This window comes from Amycolatopsis vancoresmycina (assembly GCF_000716785.1).
GTDB lineage: Bacteria > Actinomycetota > Actinomycetes > Mycobacteriales > Pseudonocardiaceae > Amycolatopsis > Amycolatopsis vancoresmycina.
This window is the reverse complement of sequence record NZ_JNYY01000025.1, coordinates 61,815-78,447: the sequence shown is the minus strand read 5'-3', so window position 1 is coordinate 78,447 and position 16,633 is coordinate 61,815. Positions and strand designations below refer to the sequence as shown.

Annotated in this window: 20 protein-coding genes; 7 read left to right on the top strand and 13 right to left on the bottom strand. The window is 73.2% G+C overall.

The window, feature by feature from the left end; all coding sequences use genetic code 11:
* Positions 1–3: 3 nt before the first annotated feature.
* The 4 genes from OO60_RS38675 (at position 4) to OO60_RS38660 (ending at position 3,188) form a co-directional block, all read left to right on the top strand.
* Complete coding sequence (locus OO60_RS38675) at positions 4–1,152, top strand: type III PLP-dependent enzyme (protein WP_003103770.1); 1,149 nt, start codon at positions 4–6, stop codon at positions 1,150–1,152.
* The gene (gene speD / locus OO60_RS38670; RefSeq protein WP_003103772.1) at positions 1,145–1,504 is read left to right on the top strand and encodes an adenosylmethionine decarboxylase; all 360 of its coding nucleotides are present in this window, start codon (positions 1,145–1,147) and stop codon (positions 1,502–1,504) included. Before OO60_RS38675 ends, speD begins: the two co-directional genes overlap by 8 nt.
* Complete coding sequence (locus OO60_RS38665) at positions 1,504–2,376, top strand: spermidine synthase (RefSeq protein WP_003103775.1); 873 nt, start codon at positions 1,504–1,506, stop codon at positions 2,374–2,376. Before speD ends, OO60_RS38665 begins: the two co-directional genes overlap by 1 nt.
* Before the next feature lie 185 nt (positions 2,377–2,561).
* A complete protein-coding gene (locus tag OO60_RS38660; RefSeq protein ID WP_081655967.1) occupies positions 2,562–3,188 on the top strand; it encodes a DUF4360 domain-containing protein in 627 nt (208 codons plus the stop codon).
* Positions 3,189–3,257: 69 nt separating this feature from the next.
* Here the strand turns inward: OO60_RS38660 and OO60_RS38655 are convergent, their stop codons facing one another.
* A complete protein-coding gene (locus OO60_RS38655; RefSeq protein WP_003103779.1) occupies positions 3,258–3,683 on the bottom strand; it encodes a hypothetical protein in 426 nt (141 codons plus the stop codon).
* A gap of 268 nt (positions 3,684–3,951) precedes the next feature.
* Entirely contained in the window at positions 3,952–4,386 is a 435-nt protein-coding gene (locus OO60_RS38650; RefSeq protein WP_003103781.1) for a MarR family winged helix-turn-helix transcriptional regulator, read from the bottom strand.
* Between the two features lie 74 nt (positions 4,387–4,460).
* Here OO60_RS38650 and OO60_RS38645 point away from each other — a divergent pair, with 74 nt between their 5' ends.
* On the top strand, positions 4,461–6,530 hold the full coding sequence (locus tag OO60_RS38645) for an MMPL family transporter (protein WP_033263228.1): 2,070 nt from the start codon (positions 4,461–4,463) through the stop codon (positions 6,528–6,530).
* Here the strand turns inward: OO60_RS38645 and OO60_RS38640 are convergent.
* From OO60_RS38640 to OO60_RS38625, 4 genes are read right to left on the bottom strand one after another with little or no spacing between them, the layout of a single operon-like run.
* Complete coding sequence (locus OO60_RS38640) at positions 6,527–6,751, bottom strand: hypothetical protein (protein WP_033263227.1); 225 nt, start codon at positions 6,749–6,751, stop codon at positions 6,527–6,529. The genes OO60_RS38645 and OO60_RS38640 overlap by 4 nt on opposite strands.
* Positions 6,752–6,753: 2 nt before the next feature.
* Entirely contained in the window at positions 6,754–7,458 is a 705-nt protein-coding gene (locus tag OO60_RS38635) for a hypothetical protein (RefSeq protein ID WP_003103784.1), read from the bottom strand.
* The gene (locus OO60_RS38630; protein ID WP_240490793.1) at positions 7,455–7,790 is read right to left on the bottom strand and encodes a PadR family transcriptional regulator; all 336 of its coding nucleotides are present in this window, start codon (positions 7,788–7,790) and stop codon (positions 7,455–7,457) included. The genes OO60_RS38635 and OO60_RS38630 overlap by 4 nt, the downstream gene beginning before the upstream one ends.
* A 41-nt stretch (positions 7,791–7,831) precedes the next feature.
* Entirely contained in the window at positions 7,832–8,233 is a 402-nt protein-coding gene (locus OO60_RS38625; RefSeq protein ID WP_003103788.1) for a MerR family transcriptional regulator, read from the bottom strand.
* A gap of 47 nt (positions 8,234–8,280) precedes the next feature.
* Here OO60_RS38625 and OO60_RS38620 point away from each other — a divergent pair, with 47 nt between their 5' ends.
* Positions 8,281–9,075, top strand: coding sequence for an MBL fold metallo-hydrolase (locus OO60_RS38620; protein WP_003103790.1), 795 nt, complete (start codon positions 8,281–8,283; stop codon positions 9,073–9,075).
* Here the strand turns inward: OO60_RS38620 and OO60_RS38615 are convergent.
* The 7 genes from OO60_RS38615 to OO60_RS38585 all read right to left on the bottom strand — a co-directional run bounded on the left by OO60_RS38615 (position 9,072) and on the right by OO60_RS38585 (position 14,524).
* Positions 9,072–9,425 carry an STAS domain-containing protein gene (locus tag OO60_RS38615; protein WP_003103791.1) on the bottom strand — a complete coding sequence of 118 codons (354 nt, stop codon included), beginning with the start codon at positions 9,423–9,425 and terminating at the stop codon, positions 9,072–9,074. The two genes, OO60_RS38620 and OO60_RS38615, sit on opposite strands and share 4 nt — an antisense overlap.
* Positions 9,422–10,492 (bottom strand): cobalamin B12-binding domain-containing protein, encoded by a 1,071-nt coding sequence (locus tag OO60_RS38610; protein ID WP_033263226.1) that lies wholly within the window; start codon positions 10,490–10,492, stop codon positions 9,422–9,424. Before OO60_RS38610 ends, OO60_RS38615 begins: the two co-directional genes overlap by 4 nt.
* On the bottom strand, positions 10,489–12,114 hold the full coding sequence (locus OO60_RS38605; RefSeq protein WP_033263225.1) for a PP2C family protein-serine/threonine phosphatase: 1,626 nt from the start codon (positions 12,112–12,114) through the stop codon (positions 10,489–10,491). Before OO60_RS38605 ends, OO60_RS38610 begins: the two co-directional genes overlap by 4 nt.
* Complete coding sequence (locus tag OO60_RS38600) at positions 12,107–12,505, bottom strand: ATP-binding protein (RefSeq protein WP_033263224.1); 399 nt, start codon at positions 12,503–12,505, stop codon at positions 12,107–12,109. The genes OO60_RS38605 and OO60_RS38600 overlap by 8 nt, the downstream gene beginning before the upstream one ends.
* Before the next feature lie 92 nt (positions 12,506–12,597).
* Complete coding sequence (locus tag OO60_RS38595) at positions 12,598–12,981, bottom strand: STAS domain-containing protein (protein ID WP_004561198.1); 384 nt, start codon at positions 12,979–12,981, stop codon at positions 12,598–12,600.
* Positions 12,982–13,090: 109 nt separating this feature from the next.
* On the bottom strand, positions 13,091–14,254 hold the full coding sequence (locus OO60_RS38590) for a VanZ family protein (RefSeq protein ID WP_004561199.1): 1,164 nt from the start codon (positions 14,252–14,254) through the stop codon (positions 13,091–13,093).
* 75 nt (positions 14,255–14,329) lie between these two features.
* Positions 14,330–14,524 (bottom strand): antitoxin, encoded by a 195-nt coding sequence (locus OO60_RS38585; protein ID WP_004561200.1) that lies wholly within the window; start codon positions 14,522–14,524, stop codon positions 14,330–14,332.
* A gap of 313 nt (positions 14,525–14,837) precedes the next feature.
* Here OO60_RS38585 and OO60_RS38580 point away from each other — a divergent pair, with 313 nt between their 5' ends.
* The gene (locus tag OO60_RS38580; RefSeq protein WP_004561201.1) at positions 14,838–16,520 is read left to right on the top strand and encodes an alkaline phosphatase family protein; all 1,683 of its coding nucleotides are present in this window, start codon (positions 14,838–14,840) and stop codon (positions 16,518–16,520) included.
* Positions 16,521–16,633: the final 113 nt, after the last annotated feature.

The window sequence follows — 16,633 nt, the reverse complement described above, 5'->3', positions numbered from 1 at the left end:
CCCGTGTGCGCCGACTTCACCCGGATCCGCCGGTTCCTGGACGAGCGGGACCCGCCGACGCCGTGCCTGGTCGTCGACACCGACGTCGTCGCGGCCCGGGCGCGGGAGTTCCGCGGGGCGTTCCCGGGCGCGCTGGTCCGGTACGCGGTCAAGGCCAACCCGGCGCCGCCGGTGCTCGACGCGCTGGTGGCGGCCGGGATCGGCTTCGACGTCGCCGGCCCGGCCGAGCTCGGGCGGTGCCTGGATCGCGGTGCCGATCCGGCGGACCTCGCCTACGGCAACCCGATCAAGAAGCCGCGTGACATCGCCTTCGCGTTCGACCGCGGCGTCCGGGAGTTCACCTCGGACGCCGCGGACGACGTCGACCACCTCGGCCGGTACGCGCCGGGCTCGGCCGTGTCGATCCGCGTCGTGCTCGACGCGCCGGACTCGGCGACGCCGTTCGGCCGGAAGTTCGGCTGCGCCCCGGCCGAGGCCCTCGACCTGGTGCTGCGCGCCGCCGCGCGGGGGCTGCGGCCCGGCATCGCCTTCCACGTCGGCTCCCAGCAGCCGGACGTCACCGCGTGGGAGATCGGCATCGCCACGGCCGCGAAGCTGTTCGCCGAGGCCGCGGCGCACGGCGTCGCGATGACGCGGCTCAACCTCGGGGGCGGCTTCGCGACCGCGCACCGCACGGCCGTGCCGTCCTTGGCCGCGTACGCGGCGACGATCGAGGCCGCCCTCGGCACGTCGTTCCCCGAGGGCCGGCCGGAGCTGCTGCTCGAGCCGGGCCGGGTGCTCGTCGCGGACGCCGGCCTGCTGCGGACCGAGGTCGTGCTGGTCGCGCCCCGGGACGAGCGGCGCTGGGTGTACCTCGACATCGGCCGCTACAACGGGCTCGCCGAGGCCGAAAACGAAGCGATCGCCTACCGCTTCGAACCGGTGGGCGCGCACGACGGCGCGGACGGCCCGGTGGTGCTCGCCGGGCCCACCTGCGACGGCGACGACGTGCTCTACCAGCGGACGCCGTACCGGCTGCCGGTGTCGCTGCGCAGCGGCGACCGGCTCGACCTGCCGGGCACCGGCGCCTACACCGCGAGCTACGCGTCGGTGGGGTTCAACGGGATCGAGCCGCTGCGCACGCTGTGCATCGGGCGGTGGGGCGATGCCTGACGTCGGCCGGTTCACCGGGCGGCACGTGCTCGCCGAGCTGCACGGCATCGACCCGGCACTGCTCGACGACCCGGTCCGGCTCGGGGAACTGCTGCGGGCCGCGGTGACGGAGGCGGGCGCGACGGTCCTCGACGTCGTGGCGCAGCGGTTCGCGCCCCAGGGCGCCACGGTGATCGCGCTGCTGGCCGAGTCGCACGCGTCCGTCCACACCTACCCCGAGCACGGCTCGCTCTTCGCCGACGTGTTCACCTGCGGGGACCGCGCCGATCCCGAGCACGCCCTGCGGCTGCTGGCCAAGTCGCTGCACGCCGAGCCGGTCCACCTGTCGGTCCTCCACCGGGGAGAACGCTGATGCCGCTGATCCACGAACCGGTCGGCGACGGCCTCACCCGCGTCTGGGCGGTCGGCGACGTGCGGTTCCACGCGCACACGCCGTACCAGGAAGTGCTGATCGGCACGACCGCGCACGGGGTTTCGCTGTTCTGCGACGGCGAACGCCAGAGCACCGAGGCGAGCCAGCTGGTGTACCACGAAGCGCTGATGGTGCCCGCCCTGCTGCTGGCGGAGCGGGTGCGGCGGGTGCTCGTCATCGGGTCGAGCGAGGGGGTCGCGTGCGAGCTGGCGGTCGCCGCCGGCGCGTCGCTGGTCGACCACGTCGACATCGACGAGCAAGCCGTCCGCGCCTGCGCCGAGCACCTGCCCTACGGCTACACCCCGGCGGACCTCGCCCGGGCCGAGCGCGGGGAAGGGCCGGTCCGGGTGTCCTATGCGGACGGCTGGGCGTTCCTGGCCGAGGCCGCGGACCGCGGCGACACCTACGACGTGGTCGTGATCGACCTGCCGGACGAGAACACCGATCCGGCCGCGCAGCACAACCGCCTGTACGGCACGGACTTCCTCGCCCGCTGCGCCCGGCTGCTGGCGCCCGGGGGAGTGGTGACCTGCCAGGCGGGCTGCCCGACGCTGTGGCGCAACGAGACGCTGCGCGCGTCGTGGCGGCGGTTCCGCGAGGTGTTCGGCTCGGTGCTGTACTTCGGTTCGGACGAGCACGAGTGGGCCTTCCTGTCCGGCCGCGCGGACGACGTGGCGGAGCCGGGCGCGCTGGTGGCTCGGCGGTTCGCGGAGCGGGGGAGCCGGGCGGCGACGCTGGACGCCGAAGCGCTGCTCGCCGGGGCCACCCCGCCGTATTCCCTCCGGCACTGCGCTGGTCCGGACCAGTCTTGACCTTCGATTCCCCGAATATCGCACCCCGCGAAAGGTGAAATAGCGGGAAATGGATTTCCCGTGCACTCACGCCCGGTCGTGTTACTCCGTTCAGTGGCCGTCGAAAAGGTTGCGATCGCGCTACGATCCTCTCCGCGCGCGATCATCATGACCACTTGGCACCGTGGCCCGTTTGGAGGAGCGTCATGCTCGGTATGTCGGTCGTTGCCGCATTGATTCTGTCCGCCTTCGTCGCCCCCGTCGCTTCCGGGGCCGACTCGGTTCCGTCCGAAAAGATCACGCTCGACATCAAGACCATCAACGGGTCCGGCTGCCCGGCGGGCACGGCCACCGCCTCGGCCGACGTCGCGTCGGACAACACGTCGTTCACGGTGCACTACACGAACTTCACCGCCAAGGCCGGCGGTGGCGCGTCCGCTCTCGATGCCCGCAAGAACTGCCAGATCAACGTGGTCGTCCATGTGCCGCAAGGGTTCACGTACGCGATCGCCGAGGCGGACTACCGCGGCTACGCGCACATCGAGAGCGGGGCGAGCGCGCTCGAACAAGCCAACTACTACTTCGCCGGGACGGCGCCGACCGCTCGCGTGCGGCACACCTTCCCCGGCCCGTTCCACGGCGTGTGGCGGGCCGTCGACCAGACCGACGTCGACGAACTGGTGTTCGCGCCGTGCGGCGAGAGCCGCAACCTGAACATCAATGCGGAACTGCGGGCCGACGCCGGAACCTCGTCCGCAGGCAGTTTCATCGAAATGGATTCCGAACACGCGAGCGTGGACACGATTTACCACTTCTCGTGGAAGACCTGCTGAATTCCGTCGCCATTGTGGTGGCGGGCCCGCTCACCGGAAACCCGGTCGGTGAGCGGGTCCGCCGCGTGTTCAGACGTGGGTGACCAGCAGGGTCACGCCCGCCTCGCCGCCGCAGTCGACGAACACCGGCCCGACGCCGTTGCCGATGTGGCCGGCGACGTTCGCCTTGGCCACGAACCGGTCCGGGCCGGTTTCGAGGATGCGGATGTTCTCCAGGGCCGGGTGCTCGGGGAACCCGCCCAGCACGGACTTCAGCCCGGTGCCGCCGCCGCAGTTCCCGGTGATGGTCACTTCCTGGCCGCGGTGGGTGGTGGGGTTCGGGCTCACCTGCACGGTCGCCCGCGCCCCCTTCGGCGGTTGCTGCACGGTCGTCGTCCCCTCGGTGGATCCCGGATCGGCCGACGCACCGCCGGCGATGGCGATGCTCCCCGTCGCGACCAGGCAGGCCGCGAGGGCCAGACCGGCGGCGGCGCGGGTTTTCCTCGTGCCACGCATGTGTTTCTCCTCCCGTGAACCCGGATCACGAACGCCGGATCCACCCGGTCAGTCGCCGGACGGCGGGGCCGGGGTTCTCGGTCGAAGAGAAAGTGACGTGGATCACACAAGCGGGGTCAGACGCGGGCCCGCGGCCGCTTGGGTTCGGCGGTGGGCACCAGGCGGCATCGTCGTTCGAACCGCTCCATCAGGACGGTAGTGATCAGGACGGCCACTGGGGTGCTCACCGCGATCCACATGCCCAAGAGCTACCCAGCCCCGCCCGCGGTCAATCGCCCGCGGACAGCCGGGTGATCAGGTCCAACAGGCCGGCGCGGAACGCCTCGTCGTCCCCGAGCCCGCCGAGCAGGGCGGGCTCGGCGCGCACGGCCTCGTCGTGCACTGCCCGGCCGCGTTCGGTCAGCCGGGTGAGGTGCCGCCGGCCGTCCGTGGGGTCCGCCGTCCGGGTGACGAACCCGGCCCGGGTCAGCCGGCCGAGCGTGCGGCTCATCGTCTGGTCGGTGACCTGGCAGCGCTGGGCCAGCGTCCGCTGGGGGAGGGGCCCGTCGCGCAGGGTGTGCAGGGCGATCAGCCCCGCGTGGGTGAGGCCCATGCCGTCGAGCACGGCCACCCAGCGTTGTTCCACCAGCCGGGCGGCGGCGGCCAGCAGCCGCCCGGTGGGCCAGGTGCTCCGGTCGGGTTCGGGGGCTGTGCTCACCGTCACTCCGGGTCGTCGTGCAAAATGTTCAGCTTGCTGAACAATTGGTCGTGTTCGCGCTCGAAAGGACCTTAGCGACCATGAACGAGACCCCGCGCCGCCTCCGGTGGCTGATCCCCGCGCTCCTGGTGGTGGCCTGGCTCGCGCTGGGCGGGTTCGGCGGCCCGTTCGCCGGGAAGCTGAGCGAAGTCGCGAAGAACGACAACGCGGCCTTCCTGCCGCGCTCGGCCGAAGCCACCGAGGTCTCCGACGAGCAGAAGGTCTTCGCCCCGCGTCAGGTGCTGCCCGCGACGGTCGTGGCCGAGCGCACCAGCGGCCTGACCGCCGAAGACCGGCGGTTCCTCGACGCGAAGGCGCAGGAGCTGGGCAGTGTCCCCGGCGTCGCCGGCCCGCTCGGCCGGCCGCAGCAGGCGCCGCGGGACGACCAGGCCGTGCAGCTGGCCGTGCCGGTCTTCGCCGACGGCAACCCGGCCGACGTCGTCAAGGAGGTCCGGGCCCGGCTCGGCGGCGCCCCGGCCGGGCTGACCGTGCTCGTCACCGGGCCCGCCGGGCAGATCGCCGACCTGGTGAAGGCGTTCGGCGGCATCGACGGCATCCTGCTGCTCGTCGCCGGCGGCGTCGTCGCGCTGATCCTCGTCGTGGTCTACCGCAGCCCGCTGCTGCCGTTCCTGGTGCTGCTGTCGGCGGTGTTCGCGCTGGGGCTGGCCAGCCTCGTGGTCTACCTGCTGGCCGAGCACGACGTCCTCGCGCTCAACGGCCAGAGCCAGGGCATCCTTTCGATCCTCGTCTTCGGCGCGGCGACCGACTACGCGCTCCTGCTGGTGGCCCGCTTCCGCGAGCAGCTGCGCGACACGCCGAGCCGGTTCGACGCGCTGAAGCTCGCCTGGCGCGCGACGCTCGAACCGATCGCGGCGTCGGCGGGCACCGTCGTGCTCGGCGTGCTGTGCCTGCTGTTCAGCGACCTCAACTCGAACAAGGGCCTCGGCCCGGTGGCGGCGATCGGCATCGGCGCGGCGCTGCTGGCGTCCACGACGTTCCTGCCGGCCGCGCTGGCGTTGTGCGGGCGCGGCGCGTTCTGGCCGTTCCGGCCGGCGCTGGGTTCGCCGCACCCGGAGACGGCGGGGATCTGGGGCCGCGTGGCGCGCCTGGTCGGCCGCCGCCCGCGGGCGGTGTGGGTGGTGACGGCGCTGGTCCTCGGCGTCGGCGTGGCGTTCCTGCCGCAGCTGAAGGCATCCGGCACCGCGCAGTCCGACGTGTTCCTCACGCAGGTCGAATCGGGGACGGGACAGGAGATCCTCGGCAGGCACTTCCCGGGCGGCCTCGGTGCGCCCGCGATCACGATCGCCGACGCGGCCGCGCTGCCCGCCGTGCTGCAGGCGTCCACAATAGACGGTGTGGCGCAGTCGTTCCCGTTGCCGGGCAACGACGGCCGTCCGAAGGTGGTCGGCGGCCGGGTGCAGATCCTGTCGGTGCTGACCGACCCGGCGGACTCGGAGGCGGCGGTCACCACGGTCGGCAGGCTGCGCGACGCGGTGCACGCGGTCCCCGGCGCGAACGCGAAGGTGGGCGGCCCGACCGCGATCCAGCTGGACACGCAGCAGACGTCGAAGCACGACCGCGCGCTGATCATCCCGATCGTGCTGCTGGTGATCTTCCTGGTGCTGGCCCTGCTGCTGCGCTCGCTGCTGGCCCCCCTGCTGCTCATCGCCACGGTGGTCCTGTCGTTCGCGGCGACGATGGGCGTGTCGGCGCTGGTGTTCAACCACCTCCTGGACTTCCCGGGCGCGGACCCGGTGGTGCCGCTGTTCGGGTTCGTCTTCCTGGTGGCGCTGGGCATCGACTACAACATCTTCCTGATGACCCGGGTCCGCGAAGAGGCCCTGACGCGGGGAACGCGGGAGGGAACGCTGCGCGGGCTGTCGCTGACGGGCGGGGTGATCACGTCGGCGGGCGTGGTGCTCGCGGCGACGTTCTCGGCGCTGGCGGTGATCCCGATCCTGTTCCTGGCGCAGATCGCGTTCATCGTGGCGTTCGGGGTGCTGCTGGACACGCTCTTGGTGCGGTCGTTGCTGGTCCCGGCGTTGACGGTGGACGTCGGGCGGCGGATCTGGTGGCCGTCGAAGCTGGCCCGCGAGCCGCTCGACGGCTAGCGACGGCGTCGGCGCCGCCCGATCGCGGCGAGTCCGGCGACCGAGCAGCAGGTGGCCGCGAACGGGACGCCTCCGGTGGCGAAGTAGACGAGGGCGAGGGCGGCCAGGCACGCGGATCCGGCGAAGAGCAGACTCGCGGCGCGCACGGTACGGGCGTTGCTGGCGACGATGTGCTTCGCCAGCGCCGTGTAGGGCGTCTCGGGTGGTGGCGTTCTCCGCATGCCTACTCGCCCTCGGGTTCGGGCGCCTGCTCCGCCAGGACCCGGCGAAGGGCCAACGAATGCAGAACGAGCCGGAGGGCGAAGCCGACCCGGCCGGCGGAGAGTTGCCGGAACTCGGCCGAGAACTCTTCGCTGTACCGGGACCGCCGGGCGGGTGGCAGGAGGAGGACGGCCAGATCGAGCAACCGCCGTGCCGCGCGGACCGAAGGCGACTTCGCCTCGATCGGGAGGACGTCGCGCCGGGGCCGGGCGAGTTCGATGCGAACGCGGGCACGGTCGCGCTGGCGAATACCTGCCGCCCTTTGTGCGCCGGCGAACACGATCGGCTGTGTCACCTCGTCGGCCCAGATCAGCAGTTCGTCGAGCCGCCGGATGGCGCGCTGGGCTCGTCGTAGTTTCGTGCGCAGGCTGTCGGCTTCGTCGGGACTGAAGTGTTCCAGCCGTGACAGGTCGTCGTCGAATGCTTCGAGCCGGGTGTCGATGTCTTCGACGGCGTCGATGGCGAGCCGGTAGTGCTTGGTCTTCCCGTAGTCGCCGCCGCACCAATGGCGGACCCGATCGAATCCGTCGGCGTAGTTGTTGATGGAGAGCTTCAGGTTCTCCGAGTAGCCGAGCCGGCCGGCGAGGGCGCGAAGCTTGTCGTCGGCTTTCTTCGCCTGGCGATAGGTCATCCGCCGCGCGATCACGGCCCGGCACGTGGTGATCACGAAGCACCGCCCGCCAGGTGGGGGCGGACGCGGATCACGAGGTCCACCTTCGCCTGGGCGACGGCCAGCGCGGACCTGGCCGCCTGCAGGCCTTCCGGGCTGAGCCGGTAGTACCGCCGCCGCGGCCGGCCCTGCTCCTTCGGATCGGCGTCCTCCCAGCGGCTGGTCAGCCAGCCGACGGTCTCCAGGCGAGCCAGGATCGGGTGGATGGTCCCGCTGGCGAGCCCGGCGGCCGCGCTGATCTCGAGGCCGTACATCTCTTCGGCCGGCTCGTGCAGCAGAGCCCGCAGCACCAGCTGGGTGGGCAGCGTCATCCGCGGGGCTCGGGGCATGCTCCAACTCTACCTAGCCCCTAGGTAGAGAACAAGTGTGGTTACCGCCCGTGGCCGGCTTCGGTGGCCGTGATGGCCTGCTTGAAGTCCGGGCATTCGACCAGCGGCACGTGATCGCACGTCGCCGCGTGGCGCAGGCTCTCGCGCATCCGGTTCAACCGGTCGATCGTCTCCTCCAGTTCGGCCGCCTTCTCCGCCATCCGCTCGCGCAAAGCCGCGTCGCTCGGTGTCGCCACCAGGAACCGGGCTATCTCCGCGATCGTGAACCCCGCTCCTCGCGCGCACGCCACCAGGTCGAGGCGGCGCAGGACGTCCGGGTGGTACAGGCGGCGGAGGCCGTTCCGGCCCGCCGGCTCCAGCAAACCGCGCTTCTCGTAGAACCGCAGGGCCGACGGCGCCAGGCCGGACTTCTCCGCGACTTCGGCGATGTCGAGCAGGGTCATGATCGCCTCCTTGACTTGAAGCGTAGTTCAAGTCCGACGATGGCCGCATGCGAATCCACCACCTCAACTGCGGGTCCGTGCGGACGATCGATGCCCCCGGCCTGCCCATCGCACCCGCCGTCAACCACTGCCTGCTCGCCGAGACCGAGCGCGACGGGCTCGTGCTCGTCGAGACCGGGCTCGGCCTCGACGACGTCCGTGACCCGGCGGCCACCCTGGGCGGCGACTGGGTTGCCATGGCGCAGCCGCGGCTCGCCGAAGCCGAGACCGCCGTCCGGCAGGTCGCCCGGCTCGGCTTCGACCCGGCCGACGTGCGGCACGTCGTCGTCACCCACCTCGACGTTGACCACTGCGGTGGGCTGCCCGACTTCCCGGACGCCGCCGTCCACGTCCTCGCCGCGGAGCTCGACGCGGCCCTTGCCGAGGCCCCGAGCTTCCGCTATCGGCCCGCGCACTGGGCGCACGGCCCGAAGTGGGAGACCTACCCCGCCCCGGCCGGCGACGACTGGTTCGGGTTCGCCTCGGCGCCGCTGGCCGGCCTGGCCGCGGACATCCGGCTCGTGCCCCTCGGCGGCCACACGGCGGGCCACGCCGGGATCGCGGTCCACGACGGCACCCGCTGGCTGCTGCACTGCGGCGACGCCTACTACTACCACCGCGAACTCGCGCCGGACCCGCAACCGCACCCGGTCCTCGACGTCGTCCAGACCCGCTCGGAAATCCACCACGACCTGCGCCTGGGCACGCAGGCGCGGCTGCGCGAGCTCGTCCGGCGGCACGGGGACGAGGTGACGGTCTTCAGCGCCCACGACCCGTGGGAGCTGGCGGAGCTGCAGCGTTAGGAGTCGCGGCGGGCGCGGGCGTCCGCGGGCTCGCCGGTCAGGTACCGCGCCGTGCCGGTCAGGATGAGCAGGCGGTCGAGGGCCGGGCTGCGGTTGTCCAGGTGCAGGCGGGCGCCCGCCGCCGTGACCACGCGGTACACCTGCAGCAGCTCCGACAGCCCTGACGAGTCGCAGAAGCCGATCGCGGCGCAGTCCAGGTGGACCTCGCGGACGGTCGCGTGGGCGGCCAGCCGGTCGGTCACCAGCCGCGGCAGCAGGCCGGCCGTGGCGAACTCGAGGTCGCCCGTGATCTCCACGCGGGCGGTCGTGTCGTCCGTCGTGTGCCACGTGCACGTCAGGGCGGGGGTCATGCCGGCAGCTCCGATCCGGCGGCCTGTCCCGCCAAGTCCGTCTTCGCCGTGCGGAGCAGGGCGGTGGCGCGCGGGAAGTCGCGCAGCTCCGTCTCGAGCAGGTCGAGGGCGGGCACGAGGGAGGTGGCCGGGACACCGCGTGCGGTGAGGATCCCGGCCGTCCAGGTCAGGAACCCGGTGAACAGCTCGGGGTCGCCGACGTAGAGGGCGGTGGCCAGGAACTCGACGATGTGCGCGAGGTCCTCGGCGGTGTACTGGCGCTGCAGGTCGGTGTAGGACCGCATCGCCGGGATCCGCTCCTCCAGGCCGGCCAGCACCGCCTTCACCAGCCGGCCCGAGCTGCGCGTGACCAGCGTGTACTCCTGGTCGGCCAGGTGCGGCAGGTCGTCGAGCGGCTGGTGGGCCGTGTGCGGGCGGGGGAGCGGCCGGGCCAGCCGGTCGGCGGCCGCCCGCGCGTCCGGGGCCCACGCCTCGGCGCCCAGCAGCCGGGCGTAGCGGCCGTCGGGCCCGAAGGCGGCGCCGCCCGCGATGACCGGGGTCGCCGCCGCCTGGCACGCCGTGATCGTCGCGTGCGCCGTCGGCAGCCGGGTCGCGATCGAGCCGGACAGCGCCACCGCGTCCGGGCCGGTCCGGTGCAGGTGGGCCACCAGGTGCGGGGCCGGCACCTGCGCGCCGAGGTAGTCGACCCGGAACCCGCGCAGGCGCAGCACCTCGGCGAGCAGCCGGGCCGGCATCGCGTGCCATTCGCCGTCGACGCACGCGACGGTGATCCGGCCCAGGTGCGGCTCGGGACGGCGCAGCACGTAGCCGAAGGTGGCGATGACGCGGTCGTTGATCGCGGTCGCCGCGTGCTCCTGCGCGACGGTGAGCCGGTTCGCGGCCCACTCCAGGCCGACCCTCCGCTGCACCGCGCCGATCACGTCGAGCAGCACGCTCTCCGGGTCGGTCCCGTCGCCGAGGGCCTGGACCACGACGTCGCCCGCGGTGTACTCGTCGCCGGTCGTGACCGCGTCCCAGAGCCGTTCCGCGTGCCCGGCCACCCCGGTGCTGCGGGTCGCGGTGCTCATGCGGTGTACCTCCCGCGCCCGTGGCCGCCCACCGCGGCCAGGTGCTGCCCGCGCGGCGCGGTGATCGCCAGCACGGCCATGTCGTCGTGGGTGCCGCGCCCGATCCACTGCGAGGCGAGCATCTGCACGCGCTCGACGACGGCGTCGGCCGGCATGTTCGCGCACTCGGCGACGGCCTGCTTGAGCCGGTCCTCGCCGAACATGGCGTCCCCGAGCGGGCCGCCCTTCGCCTCGATGATCCCGTCGGTGTAGAGCAGGCACGTCTCACCGGGGTGCAGGGTGACGTCCGCGCTCACCGACTCGATCTCGGGCAGCACGCCGATCAGGCTGCCCTGGCTCTCGGCCTCCTCGACCCGGCCGTCGGCTCGCACGATCAGCGGCGGCGGGTGCCCGGCGCAGGTCACCCGGAGGTGGACGTCCGCGCCTTCGCGCCGCGCGGAGGCCAGCACCAGGGTGACGTACCGGGCGTCGCCGTTGTCGCCGAGCGTGCGGTTCAGTAGGTCGAGCAGCCGGTGGTGGTCGCCGGCCATCGGCAGCAGCGCCCGCAGCGTGGTGCGGATCTTCCCGGTCAGCACGGCCGCGTCGAGGCCCTTGCCGCAGACGTCGCCGAGCACGGCGAGCGACTCGTCGCCGTCGGCGGTGATCGCCGAGTGGACGTCGTAGAAGTCGCCGCCGATCCGCTCGCCGTCGCGGGCCGGGCGGTACCGGCCGGCGAACTCGACGCCGCCGAGCTGCTCGAGGGTGGGCGGGAGCAGCTCGCGCATGAGCGTGTCGGTGATCGACGCCTGCAGCGCGAACACCCGCGCCGCCGACATCGCCGCGCCCGCCCGCGCCGCGAACAGCCGGGCGAAGAGCTCTTCGGAGTCGGTGAACGACGCCCGGTCGCCGCAGCGCAGCAGCACCAGCGCGCCGGCGGGGACGCCGTGCCCGGGCAGGGGCGTCACGACGATCGAGCCGACCGGCCCGAAGCCCGGCGGCAGCACCCAGCGGGGCGCGGCGTCCGGGTCGAGCCAGCGCGAGGGCACCGGCGGGAAGCCCTGCAGCGCTTCGCCGAGGCCGGGTAGCTCGTCCGGGTCGATCGCCATGCTCGACCGGACCGGCTCGCCGCCGCGCACGCAGGTGACGGCCGGGAAGCTCCCCCCGTTCGTCGGAGCCAGGACGAGGGCGGCGTCGGCGAGGTGCTGCGCGGCCAGCCGGGCGGCGACCTCCATGCAGCGGTCGAGGTTGAGCGAGCCCAGCAGGGCCGCGGAGGCGTCGCTGAGGAACGCGGTCCGCTCCTGCTCGCGGGCCAGCTCGTCGCGGGCCGAGCGGACGTCGGTCTCGTCGAGGAGCCACCACGTCACGGCGTCGCCGTGCGGGATCGGGTGCGCCGCGAAGCACCGCTCGCCGACCTCGCCGCGGACGACCGCGGCCGAACCGGCTTCGTGGGCGCTGACCAGCCAGTCCGCGACCGTGCCCGCCACCGGGCGGCCGGGCGCGGCGGCGGGGAAGAGCACGCGGGCGGCCTCGTTGAGGGACCGGAGCACCCCGGCGCCGTCGGCCACCAGTGCGGCGACGGGCGCGGCGGCCCAGCCGGCGGTGCGGTCGGCCGCGGCGGGCGCGGTGCGCGCCGCGTCAGCCACGGGCCCCGGCCGGGTCCGGGTCGGTGGCCAGCTCGGCCCACAGCGTCTTGCCGCTGGGCCGGCGCAGCTGCCCCCAGGCGGCGGCGCAGCGTTCGACCAGCAGCAGCCCGCGCCCGCCGTGGTCGGACGGCGTCCGGCGGCGGGCGGGCTCGCCGCCGCTGTCGTCGACCTCGATGCGCAGCTTGGCGGCGCCGGGCAGCAGCCGGACGTGGTAGGGCGCGCGGCCGTGGCGCAGGGCGTTCGACGTCAGCTCGTCGACCACCATGACCGCGGTGCCGACGAAGTTCGCCGGGAAGCCGCGCAGGACCGTGCGGACCCAGTGGCGGACCCGCGCCAGTTCGGCGAGCTCGGGGGAGATGCCGAGTTCGTGCCGGACAGATCGGAGTTTCACGTCCGCCTCCTTCGCCGTGCCTGACCCCCCGGGGAGGCCCTCCCCTTCTTCATGCCCGGAACCGGGGCCGCTGACACGGGCGTCCGAGGTCGTCATGCCGCACCCCAGGCGGCTTCGACCGCTTCGAGCGCCGGGTGCACGGGCATGACGTCGCCGAGACCGAGCAGGGTGATGGGCCGGGACACGGCGGGCGAGGTCGTCACGACGGCGAACCGGCCGCCGGTCGCGTGCAGCCGCCGGGCCAGCCGGAGCAGCACCTGCAGGCAGCTGGAGTCGCAGTACTCCACTTCGGTGAGGTCGGCGACGACCCGCGTGCCGCCGTCGTCCGGCGTGACCAGGGTCGCGAGCTCGGCCGAAACGGCGAAGTCGAACTCACCGCGCAGGGTGTAAACGCGCAGGTCACCGGCGTCGTGCACGTCGAGCGACCAGCCGTGGCCCGAGAACCGCTGCCGGGACCGCGCTGCGTCGGTGGTCATGGACAAGCTCCAGAATGGGGATCGGGACGCGGGCTGGCGGCTCAACCCGTTCCGGACGCAATCTACCAGCGCCGCCGGCCACGGGCAGCACGGTGTCCCGTCACCGTCCTTAAAGGACTTTCTCCGGGCGGGCGGGTTCAGCGGCCGGGACGGGCACCGCGGCGGCCGGGGGCACGACGGCGGTGTTGACGGTGCGGGTCAGCCGTTCGTAGGGCGCCCGGTGCTCGTCGTCGAGCAGCACGGCCAGCGGCGTCCAGACCCCGACCACGAACACCGACGCGGCCAGCGCGACCGGCAGCAGCAGCCGCTCGGGGTGGTTCCCGAGGTCCCAGTGGTCCAGGTCCAGCAGCAGCCAGGTGAGCCACAGCGGCGAGAGCAGGACGCCGTTGCGGACCAGCAGCGCGATCGGCCCGGCCCGGCGGCCGCCCCGGCGCGTCACCCGCAGCAGCATGGCCCGCTTGCCGGGCGTCGACCCGGTCACGGCGGGCAGCACCACGAACCAGACGACGGCGAGGATGACCACCGGCGTGTCGCGGTGGCGCAGGTCCTCCCCGAACAGCGTCAGCAGGCCGAACAGGAACCCGAGCAGCGCGGCGAACCCGAGCAGGTCGGTGGCCAGCGCGAACAGCCGCCGGGTGAAGGTGACCTTCGCGGCGTACCGGCGCCGGTCGTGCTCCGGTTCCGGCGACGGCAGCAGCCGGCCGAGGGGCCCGGCCAGCAGCCAGCCCGCGACGACGCCGGCGGTGTTGAGGATCAGGTCGTCGACGCTGAACAGCCGGTACGGGCACGGGTAGACGAACCACAGCCCGGTCAGCTGCGTCAGCTCGAAGAACAGGGACACGCCGAAGCCGACCAAGGTCGCGGGCAGCAGCCGCATCCGCTGCGCGTACCGCACGTAGAAGCCGAGCGGGGCCAGCATCACGACGTTGAGCGCGGTGGTCCAGACCGCCGGGTTGTGCAGCAGCGCGCCGGGGCTCCAGTGCCCGCGGGCCCGCTGGGACACCACGTCGACGAAGTAGAACGGCCGCAGTTGCGGCGAGCTCGCGTAGGTGTGCCCGGTGCAGTACGAGGAGTCGGCCGGCAGCGGCAGGACCGTCTGCATCGCGATCGCCAGCAGGTAGAAGAGGAACGCGTAGAAGACGAACGTCGGCCAGCCGCCGGCCCGCCCGCGGCGGCGGTAGCTGACGAAGGCGGCCGGCAGCATCACGGCCAGCGCGACGAACGGGAAGAGCAGCAGGGCGGTCCGGACGGGGACGAGGTAGGTGGCGACCACGGAGCCGGTGGTACCCAGCCGCGGGAGGGGTGAAGCGTGGTTCCCCCGGACGGCTGGGCGATCACCGGCGGCGGGTCACTGCGGCGGTGCGTCCTGCTGCCCGCCGCCCTGCTTGTGCAGGAACTCCTTCGCCTTCTCCGAGCCCTGGTCGATCTTGTCGGCGTGGTCGCCGAAGCGCTGCTTGGCGGCGTCGGCCGCCTTGTCGACGCCCTGGTCGGCCTGGTCGGGGTGCTTCCCGAGGGCTTCCTTCGCCTTGTCGAACAGATTCATCGGTTCGCCTCCGTTCGGAATCGATCTTCGGACCCCCCGAGGAGAACACCGGCGGCCGGGACCCGCAACGCTCCCTCACCTGTCCCGGGGGTTCTGGGCGTTTTCGCGGGTGAAAGGCGCGGGGCGGGGGTTTGCGCCGGGGGTGTGCGGGTAACGGCGGTGCTTTTCGGCGGGAAGCCCGGTGGCGGATCGTCCCCGCGAAACCCCGCCCGCGTGAACCGGCGGCCGTCCCGGCCCGTATACCGGGTGAGGATCGCCGGCCCCGCCGCACGGGCCGCGCGGTCGCCGCCGCGAACCACGACGTGAGGCCCGCATGCTCCGACGAACCGGCTCGATCACCCCGGCCGCGCCCCTGCCCGACTTCGGCCTGCCCCGGCTCGCGCGGCGGCACGTCGTCGCCGGCCGGATCCTCACCGGGCTCGCCGCCCTGCTGGTGCTGTTCGCGCTGCTCGCACCGGACGACCTGACCGCCTTCTCGGCCGAGGCCCTGGTGCGGGTGCCCGTCGAGGGGCTGCTCGTCGCCGCGTTCGTGCTGGTGCTGCCGCCGCGGCCGCGGCGGGTGCTCGCCGTGGCCGTCGGGCTGGTGCTCGGGCTGCTCGTCGTGCTGAAGGCCCTCGACACCGGCTTCTACGCCACCCTCGAGAAGCCGTTCGACCCGATCTACGACTGGAGCTTCTTCCACGCCGGCGTCGAGTTCCTCGCCGGGCAGATCGGGGACGCGGCGGCCGTCGCCGTGCTCGTCGGCGCCGGGCTGCTCGCGGTGGCCGTCGTCGTGCTCATGGTGCTCGCGATGCTGCGGCTGAGCCGGGTCGCCGCCGGGCGGCGGACCGGGGCGACCCGGGTCCTGGCCGTGCTCGGGGTGATCTGGATCGTCTGCTCGGTGTTCGGCGTGGAGGTCGCGCCGGGCCAGCCCGTCGCCGCGCAGAGCGCCGCGGCGCTGGCCTACGGCGACCTCCGTCAGGTCGGTGCCGACCTGCGGGATCAGCGGCCGTTCGGCGAGGTGGCCGCGGAAGACGCGTTCCGGGCCACCCCGGGCCCGCAGCTGCTGACCGGGTTGCGCGGCAAGAACGTCGTGCTCACCTTCGTCGAGAGCTACGGCCGGATCGCGCTCGACGACCCGGGTTTCGCGCCGAAGATCGGCGCCACGCTCGACGCGGGCACCGCCGAACTGCGGGCGGCGGGCATCGGCGCACGCAGCGCTTTCCTCTCGTCGTCGACCTTCGGCGGCGGCAGCTGGCTGGCGCACTCGACCGTGCAGTCGGGGATGTGGATCGACAACCAGCAGCGCTACAACGACCTGCTCGGCAGTGACCGGCTGACGCTCGGCGGGGCGTTCCAGCGGGCGGGCTGGCGGACCGTCTGGGACGTGCCGGCGCACACCAAGGACTGGCCGGAAGGACAGCGGTTCTACCACCCGGACGGCTACTACGACGCCCACCACGTCGGCTACCAGGGCCCGGGGTTCGCCTACGCCACCATGCCCGACCAGTTCACCCTTTCGGTGCTGCAGCGCACCGAACTGGCGAAGGCGTCGCCGCAGCGGCCGGTGATGGCCGAGGTCGACCTCGTCTCCAGCCACGCGCCGTGGTCACCGCGGCCCTGGCTGGTCGACTGGAACCAGGTCGGGGACGGCTCGGTGTTCGGGCCGATGCCCGCGGCGGGGGAGGCGCCCGAATCGGTCTGGAAGGACCCCGCGAAAATCCGGGACGCCTACCGGGACGCCACGGACTACTCCCTGAAAACGCTGATTTCGTTCGTGCAGCACTACGGCGGTGACGATCTCGTACTCGTGTTCCTCGGTGACCACCAGCCGCCGGTGGTCACCCCGCAAGGTGCGGTGCACGACGTGCCGATCACCATCGTGGCCAAGGACCCGAAGGTGCTGGACCGGATTTCCGGCTGGGGCTGGACCGACGGCCTGCACCCGGCCGCGCAGGCGCCGGTCTGGAAGATGGACTCCTTCCGCGACCGGTTCCTCACCGCGTTCGCCCGCTGACCGTCCACTTCGGACACCGCGGTCCCGCCGCCCCGGGCTTCCGCGGGCCGTCCGGTGCGCCTATCGTGGGTGGTGCCGGGCGGGGGAGCCCGGCCGATCCACGGACACGGGAG